Origin of the sequence: Bacillus sp. AFS029533, from assembly GCF_002585125.1 — a bacterium.
In the GTDB taxonomy this organism is placed as follows: domain Bacteria; phylum Bacillota; class Bacilli; order Bacillales; family Bacillaceae_G; genus Gottfriedia; species Gottfriedia luciferensis_B.
The window spans coordinates 56,871-83,473 of record NZ_NUQC01000030.1 but is presented as its reverse complement, the minus strand read 5'-3'; the positions used below and the strand labels follow the sequence as shown (position 1 = coordinate 83,473).

General features: G+C 33.2%; 25 protein-coding genes and 1 other annotated feature. Of the genes, 14 read left to right on the top strand and 11 right to left on the bottom strand.

The annotated features are described in order from the left end of the window. Window positions 1-15 precede the first annotated feature (15 nt). The gene (locus COE53_RS17370) at window positions 16-441 is read left to right on the top strand and encodes an OsmC family protein (protein ID WP_069034740.1); all 426 of its coding nucleotides are present in this window, start codon (window positions 16-18) and stop codon (window positions 439-441) included. Between the two features lie 272 nt (window positions 442-713). Here the strand turns inward: COE53_RS17370 and speE are convergent, their stop codons facing one another. The 5 genes from speE to COE53_RS17340 all read right to left on the bottom strand — a co-directional run bounded on the left by speE (window position 714) and on the right by COE53_RS17340 (window position 6,652). Beyond that, window positions 714-3,044, bottom strand: coding sequence for a polyamine aminopropyltransferase (speE, locus tag COE53_RS24210; RefSeq protein ID WP_217493008.1), 2,331 nt, complete (start codon window positions 3,042-3,044; stop codon window positions 714-716). After that, window positions 3,041-3,877, bottom strand: a complete 837-nt coding sequence (gene speD / locus COE53_RS17355; RefSeq protein ID WP_069034739.1) for an adenosylmethionine decarboxylase — start codon at window positions 3,875-3,877, stop codon at window positions 3,041-3,043. Before speD ends, speE begins: the two co-directional genes overlap by 4 nt. Window positions 3,878-4,090: 213 nt before the next feature. Beyond that, window positions 4,091-5,242, bottom strand: a complete 1,152-nt coding sequence (locus COE53_RS17350) for a glycosyltransferase family 4 protein (RefSeq protein WP_069034738.1) — start codon at window positions 5,240-5,242, stop codon at window positions 4,091-4,093. 12 nt (window positions 5,243-5,254) lie between these two features. Next, window positions 5,255-5,788: a phosphatase PAP2 family protein gene (locus COE53_RS17345; RefSeq protein ID WP_069034737.1), complete on the bottom strand. Its 534-nt coding sequence runs from the start codon at window positions 5,786-5,788 to the stop codon at window positions 5,255-5,257. Window positions 5,789-6,124: 336 nt separating this feature from the next. Then, complete coding sequence (locus tag COE53_RS17340; RefSeq protein ID WP_069034736.1) at window positions 6,125-6,652, bottom strand: gamma carbonic anhydrase; 528 nt, start codon at window positions 6,650-6,652, stop codon at window positions 6,125-6,127. A gap of 153 nt (window positions 6,653-6,805) precedes the next feature. On the opposite strand from COE53_RS17340, the gene COE53_RS17335 reads away from it, so the two are divergent. Beyond that, window positions 6,806-7,900, top strand: coding sequence for a tetraprenyl-beta-curcumene synthase family protein (locus tag COE53_RS17335; protein WP_069034735.1), 1,095 nt, complete (start codon window positions 6,806-6,808; stop codon window positions 7,898-7,900). A gap of 97 nt (window positions 7,901-7,997) precedes the next feature. Here COE53_RS17335 and COE53_RS17330 read toward each other — a convergent pair whose 3' ends face one another. After that, entirely contained in the window at window positions 7,998-9,161 is a 1,164-nt protein-coding gene (locus tag COE53_RS17330; protein WP_069034734.1) for a cation:proton antiporter, read from the bottom strand. Between the two features lie 975 nt (window positions 9,162-10,136). Here COE53_RS17330 and COE53_RS17320 point away from each other — a divergent pair. After that, window positions 10,137-10,565, top strand: coding sequence for an RND transporter (locus tag COE53_RS17320; protein WP_091023716.1), 429 nt, complete (start codon window positions 10,137-10,139; stop codon window positions 10,563-10,565). Window positions 10,566-10,782: 217 nt separating this feature from the next. Then, window positions 10,783-10,947 (top strand): hypothetical protein, encoded by a 165-nt coding sequence (locus COE53_RS24070; protein ID WP_180242442.1) that lies wholly within the window; start codon window positions 10,783-10,785, stop codon window positions 10,945-10,947. An 82-nt stretch (window positions 10,948-11,029) separates the two neighbouring features. On the opposite strand, the gene COE53_RS17315 is transcribed toward COE53_RS24070, so the two are convergent. The 3 genes from COE53_RS17315 to mnmL all read right to left on the bottom strand — a co-directional run bounded on the left by COE53_RS17315 (window position 11,030) and on the right by mnmL (window position 13,241). Then, window positions 11,030-11,506 carry a hypothetical protein gene (locus tag COE53_RS17315; RefSeq protein WP_069034731.1) on the bottom strand — a complete coding sequence of 159 codons (477 nt, stop codon included), beginning with the start codon at window positions 11,504-11,506 and terminating at the stop codon, window positions 11,030-11,032. A 200-nt stretch (window positions 11,507-11,706) separates the two neighbouring features. After that, the gene (gene mnmM / locus COE53_RS17310) at window positions 11,707-12,282 is read right to left on the bottom strand and encodes a tRNA 5-(aminomethyl)-2-thiouridylate-methyltransferase MnmM (RefSeq protein WP_069034730.1); all 576 of its coding nucleotides are present in this window, start codon (window positions 12,280-12,282) and stop codon (window positions 11,707-11,709) included. After that, on the bottom strand, window positions 12,279-13,241 hold the full coding sequence (gene mnmL / locus COE53_RS17305; RefSeq protein WP_069034729.1) for a tRNA modification radical SAM protein MnmL/YtqA: 963 nt from the start codon (window positions 13,239-13,241) through the stop codon (window positions 12,279-12,281). The genes mnmM and mnmL overlap by 4 nt, the downstream gene beginning before the upstream one ends. Window positions 13,242-13,434: 193 nt before the next feature. On the opposite strand from mnmL, the gene COE53_RS17300 reads away from it, so the two are divergent. The 6 genes from COE53_RS17300 (at window position 13,435) to COE53_RS17275 (ending at window position 19,088) form a co-directional block, all read left to right on the top strand. Then, on the top strand, window positions 13,435-13,698 hold the full coding sequence (locus COE53_RS17300; RefSeq protein WP_069034790.1) for a DUF2524 family protein: 264 nt from the start codon (window positions 13,435-13,437) through the stop codon (window positions 13,696-13,698). A gap of 61 nt (window positions 13,699-13,759) precedes the next feature. Continuing rightward, the gene (locus COE53_RS17295; protein WP_254664619.1) at window positions 13,760-13,909 is read left to right on the top strand and encodes a glycogen biosynthesis protein GlgD; all 150 of its coding nucleotides are present in this window, start codon (window positions 13,760-13,762) and stop codon (window positions 13,907-13,909) included. Between the two features lie 219 nt (window positions 13,910-14,128). Next, window positions 14,129-15,331 (top strand): MDR family MFS transporter, encoded by a 1,203-nt coding sequence (locus COE53_RS17290; RefSeq protein ID WP_069034727.1) that lies wholly within the window; start codon window positions 14,129-14,131, stop codon window positions 15,329-15,331. A gap of 65 nt (window positions 15,332-15,396) precedes the next feature. Continuing rightward, window positions 15,397-15,613, top strand: a binding site (T-box leader). A 79-nt stretch (window positions 15,614-15,692) separates the two neighbouring features. Beyond that, complete coding sequence (gene leuS, locus COE53_RS17285) at window positions 15,693-18,110, top strand: leucine--tRNA ligase (protein WP_069034726.1); 2,418 nt, start codon at window positions 15,693-15,695, stop codon at window positions 18,108-18,110. A gap of 264 nt (window positions 18,111-18,374) precedes the next feature. After that, on the top strand, window positions 18,375-18,671 hold the full coding sequence (locus COE53_RS17280; protein ID WP_254664613.1) for a rhodanese-like domain-containing protein: 297 nt from the start codon (window positions 18,375-18,377) through the stop codon (window positions 18,669-18,671). 201 nt (window positions 18,672-18,872) lie between these two features. Next, window positions 18,873-19,088: a DUF2553 family protein gene (locus COE53_RS17275; protein WP_069034724.1), complete on the top strand. Its 216-nt coding sequence runs from the start codon at window positions 18,873-18,875 to the stop codon at window positions 19,086-19,088. Window positions 19,089-19,322: 234 nt separating this feature from the next. Here the strand turns inward: COE53_RS17275 and COE53_RS17270 are convergent, their stop codons facing one another. Continuing rightward, window positions 19,323-20,594 (bottom strand): BaiN/RdsA family NAD(P)/FAD-dependent oxidoreductase, encoded by a 1,272-nt coding sequence (locus tag COE53_RS17270; protein WP_069034723.1) that lies wholly within the window; start codon window positions 20,592-20,594, stop codon window positions 19,323-19,325. A 151-nt stretch (window positions 20,595-20,745) separates the two neighbouring features. Here COE53_RS17270 and COE53_RS17265 point away from each other — a divergent pair, with 151 nt between their 5' ends. Next, complete coding sequence (locus tag COE53_RS17265) at window positions 20,746-22,365, top strand: putative polysaccharide biosynthesis protein (RefSeq protein ID WP_069034722.1); 1,620 nt, start codon at window positions 20,746-20,748, stop codon at window positions 22,363-22,365. Between the two features lie 204 nt (window positions 22,366-22,569). Further along, window positions 22,570-23,292: a pseudouridine synthase gene (locus tag COE53_RS17260; RefSeq protein ID WP_069034721.1), complete on the top strand. Its 723-nt coding sequence runs from the start codon at window positions 22,570-22,572 to the stop codon at window positions 23,290-23,292. Window positions 23,293-23,374: 82 nt separating this feature from the next. Here COE53_RS17260 and COE53_RS17255 read toward each other — a convergent pair whose 3' ends face one another. Next, entirely contained in the window at window positions 23,375-23,575 is a 201-nt protein-coding gene (locus tag COE53_RS17255) for a DeoR family transcriptional regulator (RefSeq protein WP_056473526.1), read from the bottom strand. Between the two features lie 307 nt (window positions 23,576-23,882). Between COE53_RS17255 and pepV the strand changes: the two genes are divergently transcribed. Then, window positions 23,883-25,286, top strand: coding sequence for a dipeptidase PepV (pepV, locus tag COE53_RS17250; protein ID WP_098948457.1), 1,404 nt, complete (start codon window positions 23,883-23,885; stop codon window positions 25,284-25,286). Window positions 25,287-25,415: 129 nt separating this feature from the next. Then, entirely contained in the window at window positions 25,416-26,603 is a 1,188-nt protein-coding gene (locus COE53_RS17245; protein WP_175495631.1) for an MFS transporter, read from the top strand.

Below are 26,603 nucleotides of genomic sequence, written 5' to 3'. Positions count from 1 at the left end.
GGAGGGGAAAATGGAATGAAAACAAGTATTAAATGGGATGGTAAATTAGCTTTTTCAGGAATAGCACCATCAGGCCATGAAATCAAAATGGATACTGCCGAGTCTTTAGGTGGAGACAATAGTGCACCTACACCAGTTGAACTTTTAATTAATGCGGTCGCAGGTTGTACAGCAATTGATATCGTATTAATCCTTGAAAAAATGAGATTAAAACTAACTTCATTCGAAATTGAAGTAAATGGTGAACGAGCTGAGGAGCACCCTAAACGTTTTACTGACATTCACTTGCATTATATATTAGGTGGAGAGTTAGATGCAGAAAAAGTTCGAAAAGCGATCAAATTATCAAAGGATAAATATTGCTCAGTAGCTCATTCTTTAAACGCTAACATTACGGCAAGTTTCACTTTAAATGGAACGAAGGATGAGGAAGTACTTTAATAAAATGTAGCTGTCCCTAAAGTAAAACTACTTTTGGGGCAGCTTTTTTAATTGCAATTTAAAAAACCAGCACATTGCTGGTTTCAGTGTGTAGAGAAAGTACTTTAAACTTGATTTTCAGACTGATTGCAAGCGCTTGTCTTTCGAGGCGCGAAGCCTAGTGAGGAGCGGAGTTACCCTAGACGGTAATGAGCACCGCAGAAAGGCGAAGTAACGAAGAAAGCGAGCGTTTGGCGGGCAGTCTGAAACCAGCAGATTGCTGGTTTCTTTACTTACTCTTCATTATCTAATTGTTTTTTTACATAAGTAGGAAGCATAAAGCACCCAACATGTAGATCGGTATTATAATATTTTGTTTCGATCCCTAGCTTATTCCATTCATCAGCTTTAATGTCTTTAATTGGATCGTATTTTTTTGAAGCAAATCCGAATAACCAATGACCGGATGGATAAGTTGGCATATGGAATTGATAGACTTTTGAAATCGGAAAAGTTTCTTTAATTTTGGAATGTGCACGTTTCATTTCGTGCGCGTAACTAGCGTAATATGGACTTTCGTGCTGATTAATTAGAATACCTTCTTCACTTAATACCCGTTTGCAATTGTTATAGAAAGCAACTGTAAAAAGCCCTTCACCAGGTCCAATAGGATCAGTTGAATCTACCAAAATCAGATCGTAATAACCTTCATCAGCTTCTTGTACGAATTTTAGGCCATCTTCAAAATATAAGGTTAATCGATTATCTTGATCTAATTTTGAGGCTGTTAAAGGTAAGTATTGTTGGCATAGCCTTACTACTCGTTCATCAATTTCTACCATATCAACAACTTCCACACCTGGGTATCGTAGTACTTCACGAGCAGTTCCACCGTCGCCACCACCGATAATTAGTACTTTTTTAATATTTGGATTAACGGCCATTGATACATGCGTAATCATATCATGGTAGATAAATTCATCCTTTTCAGTCACCATCATATAACCATCTAGAGTAAAGAATGTTCCAAATGTTTCACTTCTAAAGAAATCGATTTGTTGAAATTCACTTTTTTCAGAATGAATATGTTCTTGAACCTTTATGGAGAACTTCGTATCCTCTTGGTGATTCTCTGTATACCATAAATCCATTAAATTTTCCTCCAAACTTCGATCGACGACCTTTATGATATAAGGATCATCATCATCGTTGATTGTGATCGTTCCTTCTGATTTTAAATAAAGATAATGCTGAATTAATTCAGTTGAAATTAGTTCACCCGGTATACAAAGTGGGATACCAGGAGGGTAAATCATGATGGATTCACCACTTATTAATCCACTAGCATCATGAATTGAAATAATACGTTTTGGATGATAGTACGCTTCTCTAGGAGTCATGACCATTTTAGGATTTTTTAATGCAACACTTATATCTGTTTCAAGTTTCGGAAGTTTACCATAATATCGGTCACTAATATCTCTTAATGCATCAATTAAGGTTTGAATGGTGTCTTCATTATCACCTAGCGAGATAATTGCTAAAATGACATTAGGTTCGGCAAGTTCGATTTGAATTTTATATTCTTCTGCAAGCATGTCATATACTTTAAAACCAGACATGCCTAAATCTGAAACTTTAACGACGAGTTTTAACTCATCGTAATCGAATACTCCAACTCCATTTCGATATGTATCTTGCGTAATACATTTTAATCCTTTTATGGAGTTAATTTCTTCTTTAGCTTTTCTTGTTAAATTGAGTAATTTTTCAAAACGCTCTTGACCTTCTAAGACTAATTTCTTTCTTGCAACATCGATTGAACACATAAGTAAATAGGAAGCAGATGTTGTTTGAAATAAATTAATTGTAGATCGAACCCTATTTTTAGTAATGATCCCATCGTTATGTAGTAGAACTGATGCTTGTGTTAAAGCACCACCAGTTTTATGCAAACTAAGGGTAACAAGGTCAGCACCAAGAAGGGCAGCGTTAGTTGGTAAATCAGGGTGAAACGAAAAGTGAGCACCATGAGCTTGGTCTACTAAAACAGGAATCCCCTTGGAATGACCGATGTCGATAATTTGTTTTAGATCTGAAGTTGCTCCAAAATAGGTCGGATTTATAATCAGGATGGCTTTAACATCCGAATTTAAGTCTAGGGCATGAAGAACAGATTTTACAGAAACACCATTTACAATTCCATACTCATAATCGATTTCTGGTTCAATAAATACTGGTTTAGCACCTGCTAAGATTAATGCATTTATTGCGGATTTGTGTACATTCCTTGGTAGGAGAATTTTATCGCCATGTTCAAGGGCGCTCATAATCATATATTGAACGCCAGAAGTCGAACCATTTACTAACATATAAGCGTTATCTGAATGAAAGGCATCTGCTAATAAAGTTTCGGCTTCTTGGATTACACCTGTTGGATGCGATAAGTTATCAACACGCTTTGAAGAATTGACATCCATTTTAAGAGCCATATCACTCCAAAGCTCTCTTAATTCCTCGAGTGAATTACCTCTTTTATGCCCAGGAACATCAAAGCTTGTTATATCTTCCTTAGCATAACGGACTAATTCAGTTAAAAGCGGTGTTTTACTATGATCCATCATCCATCAATATCCTCCACATCAGGACCATTCCATAAATTTTTACCGTAAAAGATTTCGTCCATCTCATACTTCACTTTTTCTTCTATTTGTGAAATTTCATCCGCGTCTAATTTTTCTTTTGTGTAGCCAAAAAGGTAATTATCTAAATTAAATTGTTTCAACTTACATTTCGTGTGGAAAATATTTTCTTGGAATACATTCACATCAATCATTTGATACATGTCCTTTATTTTTTGAGGAATGTAATTTTGGATTGAGTTTATATCATGATCAATAAATAATTTATAACCGCTAACATCACGAGTAAATCCTCGAACTCGATAATCAATTGTCATAATATCTGCATCAAATTGGTGTATTAAGTAGTTTAAAGCTTTTAAAGGAGAAATTTCTCCACAAGTAGATACATCAATATCTGCTCTGAATGTACTAATTCCATCATCCGGATGATATTCTGGGTAGGTATGAACAGTAATATGACTTTTATCTAAAGCTGCTACTACTAGCTCCGGTAATGGACCAGGTGATTCGGAAAAAGTTTCAGATGAAGGGTTATCAACCGGACCTTCTGAAACGAGAATTGTAACACTTGCTCCTTGAGGATCATAATCTTGTTTTGCAACATTTAAAATGTGAGCTCCGATTATATGCGTAACTTCAGTTAAAATTTTTGTTAAACGGTCAGCGTTATATTGTTCATCGATGTACTGTATATATGCTTCACGTTCTTCTTTTGTTTTTGTAAAGCAAATATCATACATATTAAAACTTAAAGATTTCGTTAAGTTATTAAAACCATAAAGTTGAAAATTATTTGACGATGAAATATTCATCTATTGTCCTCCTAATTTTGCAAAATTAAAAAAGTACGTACGAAAAAGTAAAAGCGACTGTACAATAGTCGCTAGTGTAACTACTCAATATATATTGTTTGTTTTTGAATTATTCATTATTCACGTAAGTTGATGATTGAGGAGTTACTAATCAATCTTATCCTTTGTTGTTTTATTTAAAATATTCAGATAATAAAAAACATGAAAATTTTTTTAAGCCTTCTTAGATATGAGGATTGGTGGTTGTGGTGTAAAGATTAGTTCAAATTCCATTACTAATTTTTTAAAGATACTATTCCAATCCTGTGTTAATGCATAATCTCTTGCTTTTTTTGACATATGCTTCAACATCTCGCTTCCATGTAAGCAATCCTCAATTGCCTGGCAAAATGAAGATGTATTTTGTGGCTCACAAAGGACACCAGTTGAATAATCTCTAATTATATTTTTAACTCCGCCTGCATTTGCACCAATGACTGGTGTTCCACATGCCATTGCTTCGAGTACTACATTTCCAAATGTTTCAGTATCAGAAGGAAAGACCATTAAATCAGACACACCATAAATCTCAACTAAGTCCTTCTTTTGAAGATAGCCTGTATAAATAATTTGATCAGTACCAGTTTTCTTGATCATTTCTTCTTTTTTTGGACCATCTCCTACGATTAACCAAGTTAAATTTTTGTTAAAACGTTGTTTAGTATAGTTTATTATTTTCGATAAGGTTTCTAAATCTTTTTCAGGTGCAATTCTTCCGACAAAACAAACCGTATATTTAGACGTAATATTATATTTTTGTTTAATCTCATTATGATTCAAAGTTGGACGAAAGATTGAACAGTCAACGCCATGTGTCCAAATTGAGAGATTATTAAATCCCTTTGTCACTAAATGATTGAATGTATCCTTGGAGGGAACAAATATTTTTTGAGTAGGTTTATGAAACCAGTCTAAATACTTCCATAAAATATTTTCTAAGAATGTTAAGTTATAGTACTGAAGATAATGATCAAAATTTGTGTGGTATGAAGCAACCAAAGGGATTTTCATTTTTTTAGCAATATGAAGACCGCTCAATCCAATTGTAAATGGCGTAGCGATATGAATAATATCTGGATTAAATTCTTTAAGCGTCTTTTTCATTTTAGAAAGGTTTGGAAATGAAATTTTACATTCAGGATAAATTTTAAATGGCACAGACTTTAATCTTGTTACATCTTCAGTTGAAGATAAACCGTAATCCTCAGGAGCAAACACATGGTATGAGTGGCCATGATCTTTTAAATAATTTGTAAATCGATTTAAAGTTTTGGCAACACCATTCACTTGAGGAATATAGGTGTCTGTAAAAATAGCTACTCTCATAACTTCTCCTCCTTACAAATGATAGATAAAAAATTGAGAAATAAATGTAGTAAAGATACCAAGTAAAATTCCGAAAAACACATCTGATGGATAATGTAAGCCAAGATAAATTCGAGAGAAAGAGACACACAAAACTAAAGGTAGTAAAATAAATGCTGTAAATGGTAAATAAATCATAATTGGAAGTGCAACAGAAATAATTGCCGTTGTATGACCAGAAGGGAAGGAATGATCTTTTAAAGGATTTTTTAACACAAAAGTACCTTCTAGTTTAAGATAAGGTCTTTTACGTGGATAAAAACGTTTAAGAAAATGAACAGGAATATGGCTAAGAGAAAGGGTACAACAACATAAAATTGATGCTTCATGCAATTCACCTTTGGAATAAAGTAATAAAATTAATGCTGATGCAATTGTAAAAGTAGCTCCACCAAGATGTGTAATATTACGGAAGAAAAAATTCAAGTAACGCTTCTGGAACAATGAATTAACGCGATAAAACAGTTGACATTCATAAGTGTGTATCTTTTGAAGAATAGCGCTCATTTTTCATCCTCCATTAATGCAGATATTTGTAACTTCATTATAAAAAGGGTTTATGGATTTAAATAGAATCTTTTGTAAATGAATAATTTAGATATGTAAATTTTTATTAAACGGATAAGCGGGGAGGGTTAAGGTAGCTGGGACAGTCACATCTGTCTGAGAGTGCAAAAGACAGCTAATTCAAGATAAAATATTGAGCAGAAAGCAAAAAAAATGAAAGAATTAACCCTAAAATAAATTCAGGGAAAATAAAAAGAGAAGGCATAAATTCCTTCTCAGTGTGGAAATACAAAACTTGATTTTTATATTGTTTTATAGAAAAATCCTCAATTTCAATTATTTTGACTGATTTTCTTCTTCTACCTTTTTATAGAATTGTCCTTTTTCAATATATTCTCTACGAATTCGATCCATATCAATGATGTCTTCCTCTGTTAATTCACGTACTACTTTAGCAGGTCTACCAAACGCTAATGTGTTAGGAGGTATTATTTTTCCTCCAGGAACTAAGCTACCTGCACCAATCATTGCACCTTCACCGATTTCAGCACCGTCTAAAACGATTGATCCCATACCAACTAATGCATTCTTTTTAACTGTACAACTATGTAAAATAACACTATGTCCAATTGTTACGCCATCTTCTAAAATTAGAGGGCATTTTGGACTTTGGTGGAGAACAGATAAATCTTGAACATTTACATCATTTCCAATGATTGTATCATTAACGTCGCCACGAATTACTGCACCAAAAAATACACTACTATTTGCTCCAATTGTGACAGAACCGGTAACAGTTGCAGTTGAAGCGATAAAAGCTGATGGTTCGATTTTGGGTTGCTTCCCTTTGTATGGTAATATCATACTATACCGTTGCCAAGAAAAATGAGATGATTGTTTAGTTGAAATTGTCTAAACAACAAGGCAACGTAGTTCACCTCCATAATATTTACTTCAATATGAGTATAACTTATTTAAACAATATGTAATAAATGAAAAATAGGGAGGAGTGAAAAAATGTCACTACCTAAAAATCCGATCCAATTAATGCCGAAAGTTTATAAAGCTGTTTTTCCTTTAGTGCATCAGGAATTGAACTATTGGAGAAATTTTGCAATGACAATCCCAGATCCAGAACTTAGAAAACAAGCATTAATGAGTATCGATACAAAAACATTCCATTGTGAAGGTGGTGCAATTTTAGCATTACTTTCTGAAAAGAATTTGAAACCAGTAATAGAATTTATCGTTGCATATCAAACGATTAGTGATTACTTAGATAATTTATGCGATCGAAGTACTTCGCTTGATCCAGTTGATTTTGAAGCACTACATGAGTCAATGATTGATGCAGTAAAATGCCAAAAATCCGATCAAATGTATTATCGCTTCCGAGAAGAACAAGACGATGGTGGATATTTAAGCGCACTAGTTTCAAAGTGTCATAGTAGTTTAAATCAATCGAAGCATTATGAGGGAATTAAAGAGTACTTAGTTCAACTTGCTGATTATTATTGTAAGTTACAAATACATAAGCATGTAAAAAAAGAAGAGCGAGTGCCTAGATTAACAAAATGGTTTGAAAAATATCAACCAGAACTTTCTGACTTAGAATGGTATGAATTTTCTGCGTGCGCAGGTTCAACTCTTGGGATTTTTTGTTTAGTTTCTTATTCATTTAATGAAATGATTACTGAAAAATTATTTGAACAAGTCTATAAGAGTTATTTTCCTTATGTACAAGGACTTCATATACTACTAGATTATGTAATTGATCAAAAGGAAGACGAGGAAGGCGGAGATTTAAATTTCTGCAGTTATTACCCGTCTAAAGATGTCATGTTAAATAGGATTGAGTATTTTTCAACGAAAAGTGATCAAGCCTTAAAAGATTTAAAAGACTATCGTTTTCATCGAATGATATGCCAAGGGTTACTAGGCATTTACTTAGCCGACAAAAAAATGGCAGGACCTGATGAGATGAAAAGGATAAGAAGAGGGATTGTTAAGAACGGTGGCTTAACATCATTCTTTTTCTATGGAAATGCTAAGTTATATTTTAAATTAAAAGAGTTAAAGGCGAGTAATAGAAGAGTGAAGGAATCGGTTTAAAAGGTAAGCACCACGCTGGCAAATAACTATGAAAACTGAGTGTTTGTACTCAGCAAAAAAAGGATCGTTAATTTCAAACGATCCTTTTTTGCGTTTATTAATTTATAGCTTCACTTTTTTTATTTAAAGTTTCACTCTTTTCAGAGAAAAATAACTTCATAAGTGGTGGAGTTACAATTGTTGTGATTAATACCACTATAACAAGGATCGCAAACATTTCCTTAGTTAATAGATTATTTGCTAAACCTGTTGATGCCATAATCAGTGCAACTTCCCCACGTGACACCATGGCTGAACCAATACCGAGTGAATTTTTAGTTGGAAATCCCGCTAGTTTTGCTCCTAGTGCTCCACCAATTAGTTTCGTTAAAATAGCAATGATACTTAAAATAATAATAGTTGGAATCGAATGACTTAACCCCGTAAATTGAACTGATACTCCAATTAAAGAGAAAAAAACAGGTACAAATACAGAGTAAGCAATCGTTTCGACCTTTTCAAAAACTTCTTGTTTAAACTTAGTAACAGATATCGAAATTCCAGCGATATAAGCTCCGATTATTGCAGCAATCCCTGTTTGATCTGCAAAAGCTGAGAATAAGAAGCAAACTATTAATGCAGCAGAGATTAGCGTTTCTGATACATTTAGTTTTATAAACTTTTTTAGGAACCAAGGGACAATCTTCCAACCGATTAATATGGCAAATGTAAAAAATATAAACTTTTTCAATAAAAGAATTGGTAAACTAACGGCGCTACCACTGAAACTCATTACAAATGCTAATGCTATGATGACAACAATATCATCAATTACGGCAGCACCTAAAATTGTTGCTCCATCTTTTGTTTTAAGTTTACCCATTTCTTTTAAAGTAGCCACCGAAATACTTACACTAGTTGCAGAAAGAACCAGCCCTAAAAAAATAGCTTCAAATTGACTTAAGTTTATGGAGATTCCATAAAGATAACCTGAGAGTAATGGGAATAGTATTCCGAGTACCCCTACATAAGATGAAGCTTTCCCAGTTCGTTTAAATTCATTAAGATCAGTTTCTAGACCTGCAATAAACATAAGTAAAATGACGCCAATTTCGCTCATTTCATGTAATGTTTCTGTTTCAGTAATGATTCCCAGAACAGCTGGCCCTAGTATAATCCCTATTAATAGCTTTCCTAAAACTGCAGGCTGACCAAGCTTTGTACTTAAATCCCCAAAAACTTTAGAGGCAATTAATATAATCGCAAGTTGCACATAAAGCATAAATTCATCTCCCGTCTGATCGCAAAAAAAGAACCTGCCACGATAGGGTAAGTAAAGTATTACATACTTATCCCTATCGTGACAGGCTCCTCCGAACAATGCATTAAATTTAATCTAAGTATAAACTATATTTGAATTAGAAAACAAGCCTAAGTATTAAAGTGGTAACAATTACATAGAAAATTAGTTTAATAGAATTAATAAGATAAGTGAAATAAAATAAGCAAAATGAAGGAATATAAACGATATGGCACTTTTAATTTTTCGAAAAAACAACATATGTTTTAGTACAAAAGAGTGTAAAAAAATTAAAATCATACTCCCGAAGAAGCCATAAAAATACCCATAAATTACCCAAAGAGTCATCTGATTTACTTGTGAAGATTCTGTATGAAATCCTCTATATAATGAAACAAGGTAAAAAATTGACCAGTAATTGATGAACGCAATTAATCCAATTAATAATAATATCCAATTCGAATTCCGTAAAATGAACTGAAAAACATTACGAAATATTTTATTCAAATTGTTTAGGTTTGTAGTCAACTCTTCACGCCCCTAGAGTTGGTTTATCTCAATTAACTACGAACTTGTTTGTATGAACAAATCAATTAAGTGGTTATATCTTTACATAATATTCAGTTGATTCCATGAATACGCCGTAATTAGATATTATTAATAATTTTTTGTGAATTTGGGGATATGTTCTTAATAAAAAAATGAACGTCTGTTTAATAAAATTCATTACTAAACAAGTTATTTAAACAAAGGCTCTGTTAAAGAAGATTGTTGATATTCTTATTGAACTAACTGGCAGTTTAGTTGAACAATGAAAGAGGAGAAAACAACTTTTTATAGAATTAATAATTGTAAAAAATTGGTAAAAATTATTTTTCGAGATGGACATACAATTATTTTAAATTTTTATACCGGAGGCTTTTATGGGAGAAGAATTATTTAATTTAGGAGGATCAAGTGAAGAATAAAAACACATTAAAAATGGTAAACTGGGTTATTTTTATCCTAGTTATGTTTGTAGGGGCTGTTACAGTAATCCTCACAGTCTATGAATTAAATACTAGACCTCTTACCACTTTTGGTGAAGAGGCACAATCTCGTATGGAATTTCGTTGGGGCTTATTACATACAATCATTTCGATTGCGATACTAGTCATTTCGACTTCATTAGCAATAGGTTGGAAACGATTATTTCCTTTTAACGTACCTGTTGCGATAATAATGGCTGGCTTTTGTTATGAATTATTTTTTCTAACATTCACCGTTGGATGGATTGGTATTCAAGGGATGGTTGGTTTTTTTATCGCTTTCTTTATAGGGATGATTTTAATAATATCTTATTTCGTTTCCAATCTTATTGAACGTAGTAAGAGCATTAAAGGTTAACTTATTCCATTTTCTTATTCAACTAACTAATGCGCTAGTTACATAAGAAAAAGCAGAATCTTCTACATGGAGATTCTGTTTTTAAAATAAAGGTTAAGTATTACGATTATACTTTGTTGCTCTTTTAAGTTCTTCAACTTCATCATTAGACAATTTTTCTTTACCAGTAAAGTGATCAATTATTTTATACAATCATTAGTGAGAGGAGGTTATTTTAATGACTGAAAATACGAAACAGGATGGTTTATTAAAAGGTGTAGTAAAAGGTCTCATAGAAGGATTAACATTTGGTTCGGTTTTAGATCCAGATATGAGCCAAAAAAAAGTTGAAGAAACACGTGAATTTTCTACAAAAGAAAAAACAGTCTTTTTTAGTACGTAAAAATCAACATTTTATTTTAACAGAGCCTAAACAAAAAAAGAGGCCCAATAAGTATAATGACTTAAGGGGCACTCTTTTAAATTTAATTTTTAGTTGGTTCAATTTGAGTAAATATATCTCGATGAACTCTTTTCATTTCTTCAAAAAATTGCTCACGTTTAATATTATTATTATCTAATATTTCTTTAAATGAATTTGTTTTACCTTTTTGAGCGATGATATTTTCCAAAGGTTTATTTGAAAGTTTTGAGACAACTGCGATAAATATTAATTTCTTCATTTCCATTTTATGTTGCTCTACAGCTTTATTTATATTAGCTTCAGGTTGGTTTAAATAATTTGAAATATACTTAACAACTTCTTTTTTGTGGTTTTCTAACATTTTATTTGCTTTGTGATGGTGATGATGTCTATGATGCTCACCATCATCAGTTGTCGCATCATGATCATGATGTGGATGGACATAATAATTTGCTGCCGCGATGTTTTCGGCATTTACTGTGATTGTACTAAGTGTAAAAAGACTAACTACTGCACCTGCAAAAATTGCTTTTTTCATTTTGAAAACCTTCTTTCTTTTTTTTGATTTTTTTATCTTTACCAATTTTTCAAGAAAAATTTACCATTAATGAAATTTTAATGAATTTTTAAGGTGTTTATAATGGTTATGAGGGGATCAGAATAAAATTCTATAATTGTACTTTTGAATAATTGGGGAGACAACATAAAAAAACTGTCTAAAATTAGACAGTTTTTTTTTTAAGCTCTTTTTTCAATTGCTAATATAAAAGGAGGATTATTTGCTTGATTAATAAATCGATAAGTTAATACATGAGCCAAGTCTTGGGGGATGTTTTGAGCAAAGTTCATTAATGCATCTTTTTCAATTTCTCCGCCTTCATGTCCATGATAAATCACTACTACGATAATCCCTTCTGGGGCCATCATTTCAAGTATTTGTTCTATTGATGAAATGGTAGATTCGGGTACTGTTACAACTGATTTATCACTACCAGGTAAATAACCAAGATTAAAAATTGCACCTTTTAATTTCTCGTGTAACGAAGCTGGGATTGCTTTTTTTACTTCTGCATGACTTGTTTGCAAAAGTGTAACTTGATTGCTTAAATTTTCATTATTTATTCTTTCAGTCGTCTTTTGAATCGCTAGTTCTTGGATATCAAATCCGTATACATGACCAGTTTCACCAACCAATTTTGCTAAAAATACTGTATCATGACCATTACCTATTGTGGCATCAATGGTAATATCACCTTCTTTAACAGTTGATTGGAGAAGCTTTCTAGCATACGGTAAAATACGATCTAGAATCATGTTAATTCTACTCGATTATTTGCGTATTTACCTTGCCAGCTATTTCTGCGTTCAAACTCACGATCAATTGCATTTAGTACTTCCCATTTCTTTAAGCTCCACATTGGTCCGATTAATAAGTCAGGTGGACCGTCTCCAGTAATACGATGTACGATTACATCACTTGGAATGATTTCAAGTTGATCAACGACTAAGTTAATATATGCGTCAAAATCCATGAATTCAACTAGTCCTTTTTCATATTGCTTCATCATTGCAGTACCTTTTAATAGGTGAAGTAAGTGAATTTTAATTCCTTGGATATCAAGTTTAGCAACTTCCATTGCAGTTTCCATCATCATTTCTGGAGTTTCAAGAGGTAAACCATTAATAATATGTGAACAAATACGGATGTTGTGCTTTCTTAATTTTTCTACGCCTTCTACGTAGGTTTTATAATCGTGTGCACGATTAATAATATTTGCAGTTTTTTCATGAACAGTTTGTAATCCTAGTTCAACCCATAAATAAGTTCGTTTGTTTAAATCTGCAAGATATTCAACAACATCATCTGGTAAACAATCCGGTCTTGTTGCGATTGATAAACCAACAACACCTTCTTGCTCTAAAATTGGCTCGAACTTTTGTTTTAATACTTCTACTGGTGCGTGAGTATTTGTATATGCTTGGAAATAGCCTAAGTATTTTCCGTTTTGCCATTTCTCATGCATTTTATCTTTTATTTTATGAAATTGAGTTACAACATCTTCAGCTCGATCTCCTGCAAAGTCTCCTGAACCAGATGCGCTACAAAAAGTACAACCTCCAAACGCAACTGTACCATCTCTATTTGGACAATCAAATCCTGCGTCGATTGAAACTTTAAAAACTTTTTCACCAAAGTGTTGTCTTAAGTGATAATTCCATGAATGATATCTTTTATGATCTATTGTATATGGAAAAGGATTGTTTTTTGTCATTCCTCATCCCTCCCTTAATTTAAGTCAATATTATCGATTTTATCATGCTCTATTAAGAAAACCAAATGGAAAAACCTTTCTTATTTGTAAAGAAATTATTGTACTCTGATTGAAAGGTTCGGAAATACTATCCTTGAGGTAACCTACATATCGGATACTTCATTAAAGTCTCAAAGGAGGTATTTTCTTGGGAATAACAGATCGCAATTTCGGACAAGAACAAGTACAACAAGCGCAACAAGCCTATGATTATGCAGTGCAACAATTAGAAATTGGCATGCGACAAGAGCATTTTAACGGAATCGAGTATTCTGAAGCACAGGCAGGGCTTGAACAAGCAATTATGCAGTTAGAAAAAGTTGAAAACCTTGCAAATTTAGAAAATAGAGATGAATTTAATCGTTTACGTAGACAATTAACAAAGCTACAACATCAAATGATTATTACTCCGCACTAAAGGAGATTAGAATATGCAAGAATACGTTCAAGAATATGCAATCCTTGGGAGGAATCCAAAAGTGGTAAAAAAGAAATCAAAAAGTAATAACCCTGAACAAACAACAAAGAATCAAACGAAAACAGAATTCTCAGGTGAACTTTCAGCTGTAGATCAAGTCAAAATGAATAACGCTAAAAAAGGTCAACCACAAAGATCAAAGCAGGGGTAAGGTAGAAAAAGGGAAAAGGAAGGCATGCCTTCCTTTTTTTATTTCATTTGGTAATTTTTGGGTTATGTGGTGCTTTTCTAATATTTTCTAGGTTTTTTGGCCTTGTTATCTCTCCTCACTCAAAGCATGCCTCTTGAAAGTAGGTCGATTCTCCTCTACAATTAATGAGTTAATGAGATAAAAATAGATAAAAAGGGACAGCTTTGAGGGGAGTAAGGGATGCCAAAAAAACTATGGTTTTTGTTAATCGGTATGATTTTAAATGTAACAGGTAATTCTTTTTTATGGCCATTCAATACAGTATACATCCATATATATTTAGGAAAGTCCTTGTCTGTTGCGGGGCTTATTTTAATGTTTAATTCATTGGCCGGTGTATTTGGTAATATGCTAGGAGGCTGGCTTTTTGATAAATTTGGGGGATATAGGTCAATCCTTACTGGTATTAGTATTACGTTTTTGTCAATATTAGGTTTGGTTATTAATCATTCTTGGGCATATTATAGTTTTTTCTTCGTAATATTAGGATTTGGTGTTGGTATTGTATTTCCATCAATGTATGCAATGGTTGGAGCGGCATGGCCAGAGGGTGGTCGTAAAGCTTTTAATGCAATTTATGTAGCTCAAAATCTTGGCGTGGCGATTGGTACGGCGTTAGGTGGAGTTGTTGCTGCCGCTAATATTAATTATATTTTCTCCGCTAATTTGCTATTATATATTATTTTCTTCTTAGTCGCTTTATTTGGATTTAGAGATATTGGAGTACCTAATGAAATAAAAGAAACTTCTCAAGTGGAAAAAGCAGAAAAACAAAAATTTTCATTTACTCCTTCAATGAAGGCTTTGATGATTGTTTGTTGTGCGTATGTTTTATGTTGGTTAGTTTATGTGCAATGGCAAACTACGATTGCTTCAGAAATGCAAAATCTACACATTGGCTTAACAAAATATAGCCAATTATGGACTGTAAATGGTTTACTTATTGTTATAGCTCAACCTGTAATATCAACTGCTATTCGCAAATATGATTTAAGTATGAGAAAGCAAATGTTATTTGGAATTGGATTCTTTATCGTTTCGACTATTTTTGTAAGTACTGCTGAACAGTTCTCAATGTTTATGACTGGTATGATCATCTTAACGATTGGAGAAATGTTCGTATGGCCTGCAGTACCAACAATTGCAAACATGCTTGCTCCAAAAGATCGTATAGGAATGTATCAAGGGATTGTAAATAGTGCAGCGACGGTTGGAAGAATGTTAGGACCTGTTATAGGTGGAGCACTCGTTGATACATTTAATATGAGAGTATTATTTATCATTTTAGTTGTCTTTTTATTAATAAGCATGGTTTTCTCTGTGCTCTATGAAAGATTAGCTAAAAAAGTAGTAAAAGCTGAAAATCAAACTTTTGCTTCTTAAAAATAGGCGATGTATAATTGACCTTTTTCTTTGGTTATAATAAAATGGTATAAATTAAATCTAAATGATCGGCAATGATTGGGAATAGTAGTGAATATGAAGAGGTTTAGAGAGTTGACGGTTGGTGAAAGTCAATCCATTCTATTCATGAACTCGCCCATAAGCCACATTTGTGAACGGTTTTAACCAAGTAATAAATGTCGTGTTCCACGTTACGGAAACAAGTGAATGTATTTTTACATTAATTTGGGTGGTACCGCGGGAAATCCTCTCGTCCCTTTTGGGACGGGAGGATTTTTTTATTTGTAGACCGCTAGGGCCACAGCCGAGCCATTTATACATGAAAAAAGGAGGCAATAATATGAGTTTTAATCATGGTTCTATTGAACAGAAATGGCAGAAGTATTGGTTAGAAAATAAAACGTTTAAAACGACTGACGATACAAGCAAGCCGAAATTTTATGCACTTGATATGTTCCCTTATCCATCTGGAGCGGGATTACATGTGGGTCATCCAGAAGGGTACACAGCTACTGATATCCTTTCAAGAATGAAAAGAATGCAAGGCTATAATGTACTTCATCCAATGGGGTGGGATGCATTTGGTCTACCTGCAGAACAATATGCTTTAGATACTGGGAATGATCCAGCTGAATTTACTGAAAAGAATATTAATACTTTCCGTAATCAAATTCAGGCACTAGGATTTTCATATGATTGGGATCGTGAAATTAATACGACTGATCCTAATTATTACAAATGGACGCAATGGATTTTCCTAAGAATGGTTGAAAAAGGATTAGCTTATGTAGATGAGATTCCAGTTAACTGGTGCCCAGCTCTTGGTACAGTTTTAGCTAATGAAGAAGTAATCAATGGGAAAAGTGAGCGCGGAGGACATCCGGTTGAGCGTCGTCCAATGAAGCAATGGATCCTAAAAATCACAGCTTATGCTGATAGATTATTAGAAGATCTAGAAGAATTAGATTGGCCAGAAAGCTTAAAAGAAATGCAACGCAACTGGATTGGCCGTTCTGAAGGTGCTGAAGTTTACTTTAATGTTGATGGATTCGATGAAAAAGTAACAGTATTTACAACACGTCCTGATACATTATTCGGTGCAACTTATGTAGTATTAGCTCCAGAACATGATTTAGTTAATCAAATTACAACAGCTGATCAAAAAGATGCTGTTGAAGCATACATCGATTCAGTTAAATCGAAAAGTGATCTAGAGAGAACTGATTTAGCCAAGGATAAAACAGGTGTTTTCACAGGAGCATATGCAATTAACCCTGTAAATAACGAAAAGCTTCCAATTTGGATTGCTGATTATGTACTTGCAAGCTATGGAACTGGTGCAGTTATGGCAGTACCAGGACATGATGAGCGCGATCACGAATTTGCAGTTAAATTTAAATTACCAATCGTTGAAGTTGTTGAAGGTGGAGACGTTCAAAAAGAAGCTTACGCTGGAGATGGCAAACATGTTAACTCTGATTTCTTAAACGGTTTAAATAAACAAGAAGCTCTTGAAAAAATAATAGATTGGTTAGATTCTTCAAAATCAGGTGAGAAAAAAGTTACGTATCGTCTACGTGATTGGTTATTCTCTCGTCAAAGATATTGGGGAGAGCCAATTCCAGTAATTTTCTGGGAAGATGGTACTATGACAGTTGTTCCTGATGAGGAATTACCATTAATTCTTCCAAAAACAGAAGATATTCGCCCAAGTGGTACTGGAGAGTCACCATTAGCGAATATTTCTGAATGGGTTAATGTAGTTGATCCAGTAACAGGTAAAAAAGGAAGACGTGAAACAAATACAATGCCACAATGGGGCGGAAGTTGCTGGTATTACTTACGTTATATTGATCCAAATAATAACGAAGCAATCGCAGATTCTGAATTACTAAAGCATTGGTTACCAGTTGATGTATATATTGGGGGAGCAGAGCATGCAGTTCTTCACTTACTATACGCTCGTTTCTGGCATAAATTCCTTTATGATTTAGGTGTAGTTCCTACAAAAGAGCCATTCCAAAAGCTATTCAACCAAGGAATGATCTTAGGGGAAAATAATGAAAAAATGTCTAAGTCTAAAGGGAACGTTGTAAATCCTGATGATATCGTTGCTAGCCATGGTGCTGATACATTACGTTTATATGAAATGTTCATGGGGCCATTAGATGCATCAATCGCTTGGTCAGAAAATGGATTAGATGGTTCTCGCCGTTTCTTAGACCGAGTATGGCGTTTATTTGTTACAGATAATGAAGAGCTTTCAGATAAAATTGTAGAGGGTGCTACTTCTAGCAGTCTTGAAAAAACATATCACCAAACAGTAAAGAAAGTAACAGAGGACTTTGAAGGTTTACGCTTTAACACTGCAATTTCACAAATGATGGTGTTTATTAACGAAGCATATAAAGCTGACCAATTACCAAAAGAAATGGTAGAAGGTTTTGTAAAATTAATAGCACCAGTAGCTCCTCATATCGGTGAAGAACTTTGGAGTAAGCTAGGTCATAGTGATTCAATTGCATATGCTACATGGCCAGCATACGATGAAGCTAAACTTGTAGAAGACGAAATTGAAATCGTAGTACAAATTAATGGTAAAGTAAAAGCGAAATTACTTGTTGCAAAAGATGCTTCTCGTGAGCAAATGGAGCAAATTGCATTATCAGACGATGCAGTTAAGGAACAAGTTGAAGGCAAAACTGTTCGAAAAATCATTGCTGTACCAGGTAAATTAGTAAATATTGTTGCTAACTAAATAGTTAATTCGAAAAAACCTCTTTTGAGGTTTTTTCTTTGTTTACTATTGATTTTTTACCACCCAAGTCCTTTTATGGGTAAGTAAATTTCGAGATATTACTTTTCTACTAACTTATGCACCCTTTTTGCGAGTTAGTAAATTTCATCAATTTGCTTAATTACTAATTCATCCTCGCCATCAAGGTGGAAAGAATGAAACGTACTTTTTGCATAGAAAATAATTAGTTGTTAAGATGTTGCTATAAAGAAAGGATGAGCAATGATGAATACGATTTCTGCAAATGAAGTTAAAGAGCGTTTAGAATCAGGAGAAACGCTATTTTTAGTAGATGTACGAGAGGACTATGAGGTTGAGTATGGGAAAATTCCGGAAGCAGTTCATATTCCAATGGGGCAAATTCCTAGCAAATTAGATGTTTTTAATAAAGAATTTGAATACATTTTTATTTGTAAGGCAGGCGTTCGAAGTGAGAATGTTTGTGAGTATTTAAATGAGCTAGGCTATAAGGCGATCAACATGGAAGGTGGAATGATGGCCTGGGAAGGCGAGATCAAATAAAAAAATTTATCTGTATCGATATTTTGTCTACCTACCTGAAATCCAACGTTTTTGTTGGATTTTTTTATTTATTTGGTTTAATTTAGGCTAATGTTTTTTAATATAAGGAATATTAAGCACGTGAGTTGTGACATATATTAAAGTAGAACCTCATATATTTTTTCATTGAGGTCTTTGCTTGTTAGAAAGGAGGGGGTTGATTTGCCTAAAACATTAAAAATTGATATTACCGATAAAATAATTGGTAAATTTAAAGATGGGCATATGGAGTTGTATTCTTCAAAGTATTTAATTGGAAAGTTTTACTTTAAAGACTTAAAACAATCTTTCCAATTGGCAGATGGGTATGTTGAAGAGGATGGACGATTCTATTTATTAGTGAACTTGCAACACGAACAATCGAACGCTCGCCTTTGACCTTAAATTAGGGACGGTGGATTTGTGCCAAAGAAAAATATAATAATTGAAAAGCATAAGTTAAAACTAGAAAATCAGTTTGATTGTTTTTCGAATACAACTATGGCAATAAGCTTGGCGAATAACAGTTTTACTTTTATAAAGTTTCTTAAGAATCAATCCTTATGCTTTTCGATATGTAAAGATTATAGGACCTAGCGAAAAAATGTATTCGTTCGGTCCTTTGTTTATTTCTTAAAAATTAGTTTGAGAGTAATCCGCAGCTGATGCTCCTGCTAATCTACCAGTTACCAAAGCAGCGGTAATATTATAGCCACCAGTGTAACCGTGAATATCTAATATTTCTCCACAAAAATAAAGGCCATTCATGATTTTAGATGACATTTCTTTTGGATGAACTTCCTTTGTTGAGACGCCACCACCTGTAACGAAGGCTTTTTCAATTGAAAGAGTTCCGTTTACTATAAATGAAAAGCCCTTAAATAATTGGACAAGCTCTCTTAATTTCATCGTAGCAATTTCATTACAAGGAGTTGCCTCATCAATTCCACATTTTGAAAGCAGAAATAGTAAATATCTTTCAGGTACATAACCTTTAAGAACGTTCTTAATCGCTTTTTTAGGTTCTTCTTTTAGAATTCTGTTTACGTCTTGAAATAATGACTCCTCGTTTTGCTCTGGGAAACAATCAATCGCAACTGATACATTTTTTGTTTTAAACTTTTGTTGTACTTTATATACAAATTGGCTACAACGTAGTGCGGCAGGGCCCGAAATTCCAAAATGAGTAAAAAGCATGTCCATTTTATGGGCGATCACTTTTTTGCCTTTTGGATTTAATACACTTAATTCAATGTCTCTTAATGCAAGGCCTTGAAGTGATTTATTTTGAATAAAATCTTCACTTGAAGTTATAGGTACTTCTGTCGGAAAGAGTTCAGTTATTGTATGACCAGCTTTTTTTGCCCAAGCATATCCATCACCTGTCGATCCTGTGTGTGGAACAGATTTACCACCTACTGCAAGGACAACACTTTTTGAGTGAATGACTGTTCGATCATCCAATATGATTCCGACTACTTTACCATTTTCATAGAGTACGTCTTTAACAGTTCGATTGGTCTGAATATCTACATGATGTTTTTTTAGTTTTTGCATTAATGCATTTAATACTGATTTTGAGTCATTTGATACAGGAAACATTCTCCCGTGATCCTCTTCTTTTAATGCGACTCCCATGTTTTCAAAAAACTGTATAATATCCTCGTTATTATAGATAGAGAATGCACTATATAAAAATCGGCCATTTCCAGGTATATGTTTAATAACTTCCTCTATAGGTAAGCGATTTGTTACGTTACAACGACCACCACCTGATATAAGGAGTTTTTGTCCTAATTTAGTTCCTTTTTCAAGTAAAAGTACTTTAGCTTTGTTTTCAGCAGCGCTAATTGCAGCCATCAGACCAGAAGTTCCGCCACCAATTACAATCACGTCATAAACCATTATTTCACTACTTTCGTTACAAATTTCTTTTAGTCAGTTTACCATTATTTCAAGTAAGCTCCAACTTCTTATCATTTTTTAATTTTTTCTTTGTATATGATATGGTAAGATAGATTAGTTAGTTTGATCGAGAATTGGTAGGAGGCAGTTTATGTCAGATTCAAAATTGCTACGAGGTACCTTCATATTAACTGCTGGTACGTTTTTAATAAAATTTCTAGGAATGATTTATACATTCCCTTTTTATGCGTTAGTTGGTTCAAAAGGGTCTGCATTATATAATTATGGTTACGTTCCATATACTTTGTTTATCAGTATAGCTACTGCAGGTGTTCCGTTAGCTGTAGCAAAGTTCGTTTCGAAGTACAATGCTATTGAAGAATATGAAACAAGTAGAAGGCTTTTTCATGCAAGTCAGCTACTCCTAATATGTACAGGTATATTTTCGTTTTTAACGTTATATATCATAGCACCTTATATTGCACCTCTTATGATTCCAAAGGATACAAAAGGTAATAGTGTAGAAGATGTAGTTTCAGTTATGCGAATAGTAAGTACTGCATTAATATTAGTACCTTCTCAGAGTTTATATAGAGGTTTTTTCCAGGGGCATCAATCAACAGGCCCAACTACTGTATCCCAGTTAATTGAACAAATTGTACGTATTGTATTTACGCTAGTTGGAAGTTATATCATTCTAAAAGTTATGGGTGGAACCATTACTCAAGCAGTAGGGTTATCGACGTTTGCAGCTACAATTGGTGCTGTAGGTGGTATTTTAAATTTACTATGGTATTGGAGAAAGCGAAAAGTTCATTTAGATGAACTTCTTCCAAAATCAAAAGGATTAATCTATCCTACTAAATTAGAAATGTTTAAAGAATTATTTTCTTATTCAATTCCATATGTCTTTGTTGGACTTGCTATCCCGTTATATCAATTAGTGGATCAGTTTACTTATAATAGAGCAATGGAAGCAATAGGATTAAAAGATATTGCAGAGAATACTTATGTAATGTTTTCATACACAAGTCACAAACTAGTTATGATTCCTGTTTCATTAGCAACGGCATTTGGTTTAACACTTGTTCCTGCTATAACTGAAGCATTCGTAAATAAAAATCATAAAAAGCTACAAAGTCAAATTACCCAAACCTACCAGGTTGTATTCTTCCTAACTCTTCCTGCTGTAGTAGGTATCTCAGTTTTGGCTGAACCAATTTATAGTGCATTTTATCAAAAAAGTACACTTGGTGGAAGTATACTAGGCTTTTATGCTCCAGTAGCTTTATTGTATTCACTTTTCACGGTAAATGTAGCGATTTTACAAGGTTTAGATAAACAAAAATATGCGATTATTGGTTTAATAGGCGGAGTAATATTAAAAATTGTTTTAAATGTACCATTAATTTATGCATTTAAAACATATGGCGCGGTATTAGCGACCGGATTAGGCTATTCATTTTCAATCGTATACAATTTCTATTATATTCGTAAAAATGCGCAGTTCTCTTTCAATAAAGTGTTTAGAAGGATTATCTTTATGATTATCTTATCTGGCTTAATGGCCGGAGCGGTTTATGCTGTAGAATACTTATTAGGATTCTGGTGGACTTATAAAGATGGTCGAATGATTTCAATGTTCCTTGTCATCATTGGAGCAATTGTAGGGTCTATTGTTTATTTAGGGGTTGCGTACAAATTAAACTTATTTGAAATTATTTTAGGAGCTCGTTTAAAGAATCGTTTTAAGTTTGGAAAAAGAGGATAAAAATATATGGTGAACCTTCTTTTTAGTGGTTCACCTTTTTTTACACATTAAGAGTGTTTAAATTGACAGCGGAGAGGAAAACGACGTAGAAGCTGATTTTCAAGAATTAAATATAAATGCAACTACGTCTCTGACTTCGCTAAAAAAGCTCGCTAATCGGCGAGTTTTCTTAAACTTTTATTTAGAAAGAAAAGGTGCTAATGAATGAGAATTGATAAAATTTTAGCCAATATGGGATATGGCAGTAGGAAAGAAGTAAAGTCTTTATTAAAACAAGGTGTTGTAAAAATTGGAGATAATGTTGTAAAAAGCCCAAAAGAGCATGTTGATATTGAACAGCAAGTTGTAACGGTTAATGGTGAGGTAGTAGAGTATAAAGAGTTTGTTTATTTAATGATGAACAAACCACCAGGTGTTATATCTGCTACAGAAGATTCGGAGCATGAAACTGTAATCGGATTATTAGAATATGAAGATATCATTTTCGAGCCATTTCCAGTTGGACGTTTAGATAAAGATACTGAAGGATTGTTATTAATAACGAATGATGGTCATTTAGCACATCAATTACTTTCTCCTAAAAAACACGTACCAAAGAAGTATTATGCTACGATTGATGGAGTAGTAACTGAAGCTGATATTAAAGCATTTGAAAAAGGCGTAACACTAGAGGATGGTTATTTAACGAAACCTGGTTATTTAACAATTCTTAAATCAGGAGAAGAATCTGAGATCGAATTAGTTATTATGGAAGGTAAATTCCATCAAGTGAAAAGAATGTTTGAAGCAGTAGGAAAGAAAGTTACTTACTTAAAAAGACTTGAGATGGGTCCTTTAAAGCTAGATGAAGATTTAGAGTTAGGTGAATATCGAGAATTGACTGATGAAGAGATTGACCTATTAAAGTCGGTTAACGAAGAGAAATAAATTTAATAGAGAGCCAAAAGAAAAACAAAAACCCTTGATTAGACGTCAGACAAGACAATCATAGGTTTTTGTTTTTCTTTTTTTACGAAGAAGCTTTTACTTTTTTCCCTGTTACGGCCCATTTTCCCCTACTTGGACTATAAACTAGATTATTAAACTCTAAAATGTTTAAATCTCGTTGGATTGTTCTAGGTGTAATACCAAACTCCTCCACTAGGTCTTTTGTAGAAACGGTGCCATTTTCACTAATATACATGTAAATGGCTTTAATTCGAGTCAGCATTCGAGAAGTTCCAGAATTCAAAAAACCACTCCTTTACCTACCGCATTGTTTCATAACAGGTTAGTTAAGTATATTACTAGTTAAGCTTATATTTTCATTTTACTCTTTTTCAGTAGTTTCATAACGAAATTTATGAAAATAATACAAAAATTTAATGAAAATTTGCGCAAACGTAATCATTTTGCAAGTTTAAGGTAATATATTCTACAAAGAGTGTCATATTCCTTCTTTTTTCGTTCCATTTATGAATAAATTATGTTTAAATTTTAAAAGATGTTAAACTATTTATATTAAAGGAGGTATTTCTATGACACAAATTAATTGGATGGAAGAAGTTTTAAAACGTAAAGAAGATTATTTAAAACAAACGATTGAACTTCTTAATATTGAAAGCGTTTATGATGAAGCGACAATTACAAAAGAAGCACCTATGGGTAAAGGTATTAATGAAGCACTTACATACATGTTAAATTTAGGTGAAAAAGACGGGTTTATTCCAAAAAATGTTGATGGATATGCTGGTCACTTAGAAATGGGAAGCGGAGAAGAACTAGTAGGAATTCTTTGTCACTTAGATGTTGTACCTGCTGGAGATGGCTGGTCTCATGATCCATTTGATGCAATTATTAAAGATGGAAAAATTTATGCACGAGGCGCAATTGATGATAAGGGTCCTACAATGGCTGCTTATTATGCAATGAAGATTGTTAAAGAATTAGGTTTACCAATTAATAAACGTGTACGTATGATTCTTGGAACAGATGAAGAAAGCCAATGGCGTTGTGTTGATCACTACTTTGAAAAAGAAGAAATGCCAACAATGGGCTTTGCACCTGATGCGGATTTCCCGATTATTTACGCTGAAAAAGGGATATTGGATATTAATTTCAAACAAGTGCAGTTAAATGAAGATAACGAGAGTGAATATAAATTAGTTTCATTCTCTTCAGGTAGAAGAGTAAATATGGTACCTGATTATGCAAAAGCTATCGTTTCAGGACCTAACTTTGATCAAGAAGCATTTACAAAACATATTAGTGAGTTAGGATGTAAAGCTGAAGTTACTGAAGAAAATGGAAACCAAGTTTTAGCAGTAGAAGGCGTTTCAGTACATGGAATGGAACCTGATAAAGGTAAGAATGCGGGTATTGCATTAGCAAGCTTTTTAAATCAATTTGAATTTAATGTTAATGCTGATCGATTCTTAAAGTTTATCGTTGAAAACTTTAAAGGTGACTCTCGCGGTAAAAACATGGGCGTTGCGTTTAATGATGATATTACTGGTGATTTAACAATTAATTTAGGAATTATGCAATACGAAGAAAATAATGGTGGTTCATTTGGCTTAACTTTACGTTATCCAGTGACAACTGATATTGACTTTGTTATTTCAACACTTACTGAACGTGGAAGTAAATATAGCTTTGAATTTAATGAAATTAAAAATTCGAAGCCTCACCATGTTCCAAAGGATCACCCATTAATTCAAACTTTACAAAAAGTATATGAAGAGCAAACGGGTGAGGAAGCAACATTGTTAACAATCGGTGGTGGTACTTACGCACGTTCATTAAGTGCAGGTGTAGCTTTTGGACCATTATTCTTAGGGAAACCGGAAGTGGCTCATCAAAAAGACGAATATGCTGAAATTGATGATTTATTAAAAGCAATTGCAATTTATGCACAGTCAATTGCTGAATTAGTTAAGTAATGATAGTTTTAGACTGATTAAACGACCGATTTATTGAGACAATAAGGTGAAGCGAGCGTTTATCGGTTAGTGAGTAAGGGGAGATGATTTCCTCCCCTTTTTTATGTATTTTAGGAGTTGAGAATAATTTTGAACACATTAAAAGCACGTAAAAATAGCATCTTACTAATTTTTAAGAGCTATTATTTTTGTTTATTTTTTGCAATAGGATCACTAGGGCCTTTACTTTCTTCTTACTTTAAAAATGTGTTGGATTTATCAACTTCACAAATTGGAATATTAATGTCTCTAACACCAATCGTTGCTATTTTTTCACAGCCTCTATGGGGTATGGTTAGTGACATGACGCTTAATCCTAAAAAAATGTTGCTTATAGCGCAAATCTCCACAATCGTAATTGCACTTTTCTATTCTACAATCACTTCGTATGGCATGCTTTTATTTGTTGTCATCATGTTATCAATGACACAAAGTGCTTTAATTCCTCTTTCAGATAGTATTGCTCTGAATTATGTCCAAAAAATTGGTGGGAATTATGGAGCTATTCGATTATATGGCTCAATTGGTTTTGCTCTTGCTGTATTAGTTTCAGGAAGATTAGCTGAAGTTTTTGGTTTAGTCATTATATTTTTTGTATTTGCATTTTGTATTTTAGTCGGTCTAGGTATTTCAATCTTTATTCCTAACGCTATGACAATTAGTAAAAGGGAGCCCATCTTAAAAGGAGTCCCGATTTTGCTATCTAATAAAAGATTTTTATTATTTTTAATTTGTGCTTTTTTAGTTTTTGGACCAATTAGTGCAAATAATACTTACTTCGGTTTATATATTCAATCTTTAGGTGGAACATTAACAGGTGTTGGTATAGCATTCCTAATTTCTGCAGGTAGTGAAGCACCATTTTTGCAAGTAGCTAAGAGATTAATTAATCGTTTTGGGATATATAATATATTAATTGCAACCGCTTTAGTATCAGCTTTAAGATGGTATTTTTATTTTACAAATCCTCCGCTTTCGATTCTTTTTTTATCTTGTCTTACACAAGGACTATCGGTTGGATTATTTATACCTGCAGCTCTCCAGTTTGTAAGAGATCAAGCACCGGATTCTTTAAAAGCAACGGCTGTTACAATTTATTCTGGTTTAGGTTTAGGGTTAGGAGAATGGTTCTGTACTTTTATAAGTGGATTTATATCAGAGGCATTTTCAATTAAAGCAATTTATATTTTATTTGGTTCTCTTAGTATAGTTGCAGTTGGAATCATGCAATACTTAAAAAAGGATTCTAACATAAAAGATAAAAAGGAGATTGCGTAA

Coding starts and splice junctions, on each gene's coding strand:
- COE53_RS17330 (WP_069034734.1), bottom strand. CDS start 9,161: ATGCTTTATGTGCAACTTGCGATTATATTAATTGCCTCTAAAGTTTTT.
- COE53_RS17290 (WP_069034727.1), top strand. CDS start 14,129: ATGCCAAAAAAACTATGGTTTTTGTTAATCGGTATGATTTTAAATGTA.
- leuS (WP_069034726.1), top strand. CDS start 15,693: ATGAGTTTTAATCATGGTTCTATTGAACAGAAATGGCAGAAGTATTGG.
- COE53_RS17265 (WP_069034722.1), top strand. CDS start 20,746: ATGTCAGATTCAAAATTGCTACGAGGTACCTTCATATTAACTGCTGGT.
- COE53_RS17270 (WP_069034723.1), bottom strand. CDS start 20,594: ATGGTTTATGACGTGATTGTAATTGGTGGCGGAACTTCTGGTCTGATG.
- COE53_RS17315 (WP_069034731.1), bottom strand. CDS start 11,506: ATGAAAAAAGCAATTTTTGCAGGTGCAGTAGTTAGTCTTTTTACACTT.
- mnmM (WP_069034730.1), bottom strand. CDS start 12,282: ATGATTCTAGATCGTATTTTACCGTATGCTAGAAAGCTTCTCCAATCA.
- COE53_RS24070 (WP_180242442.1), top strand. CDS start 10,783: ATGACTGAAAATACGAAACAGGATGGTTTATTAAAAGGTGTAGTAAAA.
- mnmL (WP_069034729.1), bottom strand. CDS start 13,241: ATGACAAAAAACAATCCTTTTCCATATACAATAGATCATAAAAGATAT.
- COE53_RS17260 (WP_069034721.1), top strand. CDS start 22,570: ATGAGAATTGATAAAATTTTAGCCAATATGGGATATGGCAGTAGGAAA.
- COE53_RS17335 (WP_069034735.1), top strand. CDS start 6,806: ATGTCACTACCTAAAAATCCGATCCAATTAATGCCGAAAGTTTATAAA.
- COE53_RS17370 (WP_069034740.1), top strand. CDS start 16: ATGAAAACAAGTATTAAATGGGATGGTAAATTAGCTTTTTCAGGAATA.
- COE53_RS17350 (WP_069034738.1), bottom strand. CDS start 5,242: ATGAGAGTAGCTATTTTTACAGACACCTATATTCCTCAAGTGAATGGT.
- pepV (WP_098948457.1), top strand. CDS start 23,883: ATGACACAAATTAATTGGATGGAAGAAGTTTTAAAACGTAAAGAAGAT.
- speD (WP_069034739.1), bottom strand. CDS start 3,877: ATGAATATTTCATCGTCAAATAATTTTCAACTTTATGGTTTTAATAAC.
- COE53_RS17255 (WP_056473526.1), bottom strand. CDS start 23,575: ATGCTGACTCGAATTAAAGCCATTTACATGTATATTAGTGAAAATGGC.
- COE53_RS17345 (WP_069034737.1), bottom strand. CDS start 5,788: ATGAGCGCTATTCTTCAAAAGATACACACTTATGAATGTCAACTGTTT.
- COE53_RS17340 (WP_069034736.1), bottom strand. CDS start 6,652: ATGATATTACCATACAAAGGGAAGCAACCCAAAATCGAACCATCAGCT.
- speE (WP_217493008.1), bottom strand. CDS start 3,044: ATGATGGATCATAGTAAAACACCGCTTTTAACTGAATTAGTCCGTTAT.
- COE53_RS17280 (WP_254664613.1), top strand. CDS start 18,375: ATGAATACGATTTCTGCAAATGAAGTTAAAGAGCGTTTAGAATCAGGA.